This is a genomic window from Nocardioides fonticola, assembly GCF_039536805.1.
GTDB classification, from domain to species: domain Bacteria; phylum Actinomycetota; class Actinomycetes; order Propionibacteriales; family Nocardioidaceae; genus Nocardioides; species Nocardioides fonticola.
In genome coordinates this window covers 269897-275192 of the sequence record NZ_BAAAZH010000024.1, presented here as the reverse complement: position 1 = coordinate 275192, position 5296 = coordinate 269897, and the positions used below count along the sequence as shown (strand labels likewise).

The 5296-nt window shown below is 65.2% G+C and carries 4 protein-coding genes; all 4 read right to left on the bottom strand.

The genetic code is table 11. From position 1 onward, the window contains the following. Positions 1-184: 184 nt before the first annotated feature. On the bottom strand, positions 185-2233 hold the full coding sequence (locus tag ABD671_RS16395) for an ATP-binding protein (RefSeq protein ID WP_344734503.1): 2049 nt from the start codon (positions 2231-2233) through the stop codon (positions 185-187). Next, on the bottom strand, positions 2230-3450 hold the full coding sequence (locus ABD671_RS16390; protein ID WP_344734502.1) for an SIR2 family protein: 1221 nt from the start codon (positions 3448-3450) through the stop codon (positions 2230-2232). The genes ABD671_RS16395 and ABD671_RS16390 overlap by 4 nt, the downstream gene beginning before the upstream one ends. Positions 3451-3628: 178 nt before the next feature. Further along, positions 3629-3877 (bottom strand): hypothetical protein, encoded by a 249-nt coding sequence (locus tag ABD671_RS16385; protein ID WP_344734501.1) that lies wholly within the window; start codon positions 3875-3877, stop codon positions 3629-3631. Positions 3878-3974: 97 nt separating this feature from the next. After that, positions 3975-5296: replicative DNA helicase (gene dnaB, locus ABD671_RS16380; protein WP_344734500.1), on the bottom strand; the 1322-nt coding region annotated here is incomplete at its 5' end.

Here is a 5296-nt window from a genome sequence, read left to right as displayed (position 1 = left end):
CGCGGCCGCAGAAGCGGCCTGAACACCGCAACCGCTAAGCGTCAACCAAAGCGGGGGCAGTCCCGTGATCGCGAGGGCAGCTGTTGATATGCAGTGAAGATTGACGAGTTCCCCGCGGAGAACGTTGACCAAGCGGCGTCTATCCCCGACCGCTGTCAAAGTACTTGGTCGCGCTGGGCACCGCTTAAGAAGGCGGTTGTCCGGTCCAGAGTCCAGCCACGTCAGCCCAAGTGAAGTCGTGGCTCTGCTCTCCGATCCATGTTCTCCAGAACTCTGGATCGTGGGAGTCGGGCCGCTGTTCCAGCGTCAGGGAGCCGATCTCGACCAACGTCGGCATCGGCGTCGCCCACCCGAGGAGGATGGCCTGCCGCGAGGGCAAGGATGGCAGCTCCTGGAGTAGTTCGCCGACCGCGTCGGGCACGAGCCGGGCAACCAAGTCTTGATCGCGGTCGTTGACCAACCGGTGAAGCAGGAAGGTGTTGCACTGCGACAGCACCGTTTGGGAGAGCGCGGAAGGCCGCTGGGAAGAGATCACCAGACCCAACCCGTACTTGCGTCCTTCCCGAGAGATCTTCTCGAAGGTCTGGCGGCAGAGATCGGCGGTCGTCGGGCTGTCGTCAGAGTTGCTTGAGCGCCCGACGAAGTTGTGCGCTTCCTCCAACACGAGAACCGTGGGGTACGCCGTGCCGGTTATCCGTCGCACGTACTGGACCGCTTCCATGACGATGCGCCCTAGGACGCCCACCGCGGTGTGGATGACCTCAGATGCCAGGAGCGAGAGGTCCAGCACCGCAATCTGGCCGCTGCTCGCGTCCGGCTCTCCGATCACAGCGGTGAGCCATTCTGCGAGCGTCTCTTGGTCCGCCGGACAGATGATGTCGCGAAGCCGGAGGTCCGCGAGAAGCGCCCGGATTCGGTTGATCAAGAAGATCGCATGCCCCGACGCGCCCGCGAAGTCCGGAGTCAGCGCGAGGGCGGCCATGTGGTCGGGGAGCGCGTCTGGATCAAAGTAGATCGGGGCGTCCTCATTGCCGCCTACTTGCAGAGAAGGGCCGCCGGCGAGAGCCGATGCCGCCATCAGAGCATCTCGGACTTCGTGGACTTCATTGGCCTGATACGCATGGTCGTATTGACCGAAGTGAGGCGTACCGATCCGTTCGATCACCTCATTCAAGGCGTCGACGACAGCACTGTGGCCTTGGGTGGCCGCGTCACCAAAGACCGACGCCATGCCCTTCAGCGCGGTGGTGACGCTCTTGTACTTCGGAAACGTCGAGTATGACGAGACATCGGACGCGAACGATGCCCAAAGGCTGGCGAATCCGCTGAGGAGGTTCGGCAAGGTGTCATTGAAGTCTGTTGCGTCACTGCCAGCGCGAAGTTGGCGCAGTGCCTGCTGCAGTAACGGGCGTTGAGTCTGCGGTGCTGCGCGAGTGATCGCGGCCCACTCCGCGCTGGTCCACATCCATGCAGGCACCGTCAACGGTGGGTCGTCGCCCCCTGGTTGTACGCGGAAAGTCCGCACAGATGAGAGGTCAGCGAAGCAGTTGGCGTACTCACCGTTCGGGTCCAAGACGATGAAGCGCGCGTTCGGATCCGAGTCGTCCATGACGTTCTCTCGAGCGGCTTCGAGTGACCAGCGGATCAGGCCGGCCACGGTGCAGGACTTGCCCGATCCCGTGTTCCCCAGAACCGCGAGATGTCGCCCAAAGACTCGGTCGGGGTCGATCAGTACGTCGGCCCCGCCCGCCAAGGGGGACGTCCCGATCTTGACTCGCCCACCCGAGCTCGCAGCTTGCGCGATGTGCTGGATCTGGTCGCTGGTGGGCACGAGTGCCACCTCGCCGACCGACGGATAGCTGACCACGCCGCGTACGAGCTCAGGCGTTCCGGTGCCCTGGCGGTTTCGCCAGAGCAGCGTCCCGAGAGGGGACAACTTCAAGCGCCTGCGCGGAAACGGCAGATCCAAGAGCGCACGATCGCCGCGCTGCGAAGCTGATGACAGCGCGTCCGGCTCGATGCCAAGCCAGGTCACGGTGCCCACGAGGTAGCCGACCTCGTTGGCGATCAGGACCCATCCGTTTATCCGTGGGAACCGCTGCACGTGGCCCGCGTTTAGGGCTGTCGCCTGGGGTGCCGAATGGTCGAGGCGGACAGTGATCTCTCGGGGAGAGACCGACTCGACCACACCGATGGCTTGGGAGGCGGCGAACTCGGTCGCAGTCAGCGTCACTGGGTGGTCCCCTGCTCTGTGGCCGCGCCCGCAACGGCCTGCTCGTGGCCGCCGACCTTCTCGAGGTAGGCAGTCTGGGCTTCGAACAGGGGTGACGTAAGCGTCATCGGCATCAGGTCAACGAACTCCGCTAGGCCGCCGACCGACGCCCCGATGAGTTCCGTGGTCTGGCCTGGCGGGTAGCTGTTTGCGCGGCGGAAGGAATCCAAGGTTGTCAGGGAGTCCCTGGAGATGACGACGAGGTGCGTCGAGGGGATCGTCAGCATGTCGGCGATGACTCGGTTGATGTGGCTGTCGCCAAAGCCGTAGCCGAACGTGACGAGCACGTTGTTGGGGCGGCACACAGCGGCGGCGAAGTCGCGGAACAACTCCGAGTAGGGGTAGGCCAAGGTCTCGACATCCTTAGCCGGATTCGGGTAGATCACCGCGGTTCTTGACGGCTCTTCGGGGAACATCGGATGCTCCTGATCAGCTCCCAACGGCAACGACGAGCGGACGATCTTCCCGCCATCTGCCATCCAGTCGACCGACCCGTGGAGCTTTGCGAAGCGCACCACACCATCTAGCAGGCGCGGTTCTCCACGAACGCCGGGAGGGGCGAAGTGAAGGTCGACATCGATACGTGAGGCCGAGAAGCGTGGTTCGAGCGATCCAACGAATCGATCGAGGAAACGAAGTCCGAGTCGATCTGCGGCTGCCTCCAGCAAACGGTCGTAGTTCGTTGTATAGAGGTGGAGACGATCGCGTTGGGTCGGGCGTGAAGCAAACGGCATCAGGAATCGGCCGATGAGGCGCTCGAAGTCGAGCGCGGCGTCGGTACGGTTGCGCAGGGCGGTTCCGAGTGCCTTCTCGAAAGCCAGGACACCGGACAGTAGTCCGGTCATCGCCTCATCGACAGACGCGCGTACCTGTTCGGCCCGCTCTGTCTCCTGCAGCACTCGGAGGCCCTGCAGCAGATCAAGCGACGACCTGATCTCGTCCTCAAGGTTGGCCTCTCGGCCGAGCTGACTGGCCGAACCCTCGGCATGAGCGCGAATCAGGTCGGTCTCGTCGCCGGCGCTCACGTGCTGCGCCATTGAGGGCGGGTAGGTTCCGATTAGGTGCCCCACCGCCGAACTGATGCCGTTGCCTAGAAGCAGAGCGAGGTGCTCGGTCTGGATCAGCGCCGCCAGCCAAGACTCGATCTTCCGCTGCTCGGCCGATCCGAGGCCGGCCACGGCTTCACCTGTTGCGACCGTGTCCGTCCCGAGCCGTACTACCGAACCATCCACTGTCATCGATGCCAAGCCTCTCCCGATAGCTCCGGAGCCGACGGTAGTGATCGCCTTGGGTCGGTGCAGGGAAACGCTGTGAGTCCCCTTGAGACCGGCCGGCTCTTGGCGGGCCAAGGTGACCTCACTGGGCAACCAGCCGATCATGGGCCAAGGTGGCGAGGCGGCGAATGTCCCCGGCAAAGACAAAGATCTCACGCTGCAGCTCTTGCCTTGCAATGGTGAGCAGCGCTCGCGCCACTGCTGCGGTCAGAGGCGCGGAGACGTGCTCAAGCGGTTCGGACGTGAGCGCCACCCGGCAGGCTCGGATGACGGCGAGGAGCTCGACATCGACGAGGTAACGAGGGGCCGAGGGGATCAGGCCCCGTCGCATGTCTCGGAACCAGGCAAGCTCGAGCGCCGCGAGGGCGCTGATGGCGGCGTCGTGGATCGCCTCGCAGACAGCTGCGTCTCGACAGCAGCGGCCGTCGTCAGTGCGCCATGTCGACGAAGCGGGAGTAGTGGCCCTGGAAGGCCACGGTGATGTCGCGGGTGGGGCCGTTGCGGTGCTTGGCGACGATGAGGTCGGCCTCGCCGGGGCGGGTCGACTCCTTCTCGTAGACGTCCTCGCGGTGGAGCAGGATGACCATGTCGGCGTCCTGCTCGATCGAGCCGGACTCACGCAGGTCGGACATCATCGGGCGCTTGTCGCCGCGCTGCTCGGGGCCACGGTTGAGCTGGGAGAGGGCGATGATCGGGATCTCCAGCTCCTTGGCCAGCAGCTTGATCTGGCGGGAGAACTCCGAGACCTCGAGCTGGCGGGACTCGACCTTCTTGCCCGAGCTCATGAGCTGGAGGTAGTCGATGACCATCAGCTTGAGGTCGTGACGCTGCTTGAGCCGGCGCGCCTTGGCCCGGATCTCCATCATCGTCATGTTCGGGGAGTCGTCGATGAACATCGGCGCCGAGGAGACCTCGCCCATCTTGCGGGCCAGCTTGTTCCAGTCCTCGTCGCTCATCTGCCCGTTGCGGATGTGGTTGAGCGGCACCTTCGCCTCCGCCGAGAGCAGACGCATGGTGATCTCCGAGCGCGTCATCTCCAGGGAGAAGAAGGCGCTGGTGAGGTTGTTGTGGATCGAGGCGGCGCGGCAGAAGTCCAGCGCGACCGTCGACTTACCCATGGCCGGGCGGGCGGCGATGATGATCATCTGGCCCGAGTGCAGGCCGTTGGTCAGCTCGTCGAGGTCGGCGAACCCGGTCGGGACGCCGTACAGGCCGGCCTCGCGGTTGCCGATCGCCTCGATCTCGTCCAGGACGCCGTCCATGATCGCGCTCAGCGGCGCGTAGTCCTCGGTGGCCCGCTTGTCGGCGATCTTGTAGACCTCGGCCTGGGCGTTGTCGACGATGTCGTCGACCTCGCCCTCGCCGGCGTACCCCATCTGCACGATGCGGGTGCCCGCGTCGACCAGGCGCCGCAGGATCGCCTTCTCCCGCACGATCTCGGCGTAGTAGGCCGCGTTCGCCGCGATCGGCACGTTCGCCGAGAGGGTGTGCAGGTAGGGCGCGCCGCCGACCCGCTGGAGCTCGCCGCGGCGCTGGAGCTCGGCGGCGACGGTGATCATGTCGACCGGCTCGCTGCGCCCGTAGAGCTCGACGATGACGTCGTGGATGGTCTCGTGGGCGGGCCGGTAGTAGTCGGGGCCGCGCACGACCTCGACGGCCTCGGCGATGGCGTCCTTGCTGATCAGCATCGCGCCGAGCACCGACTGCTCGGCGGCCATGTCCTGCGGCGGCGTGCGGTCGCCCGGGCGCG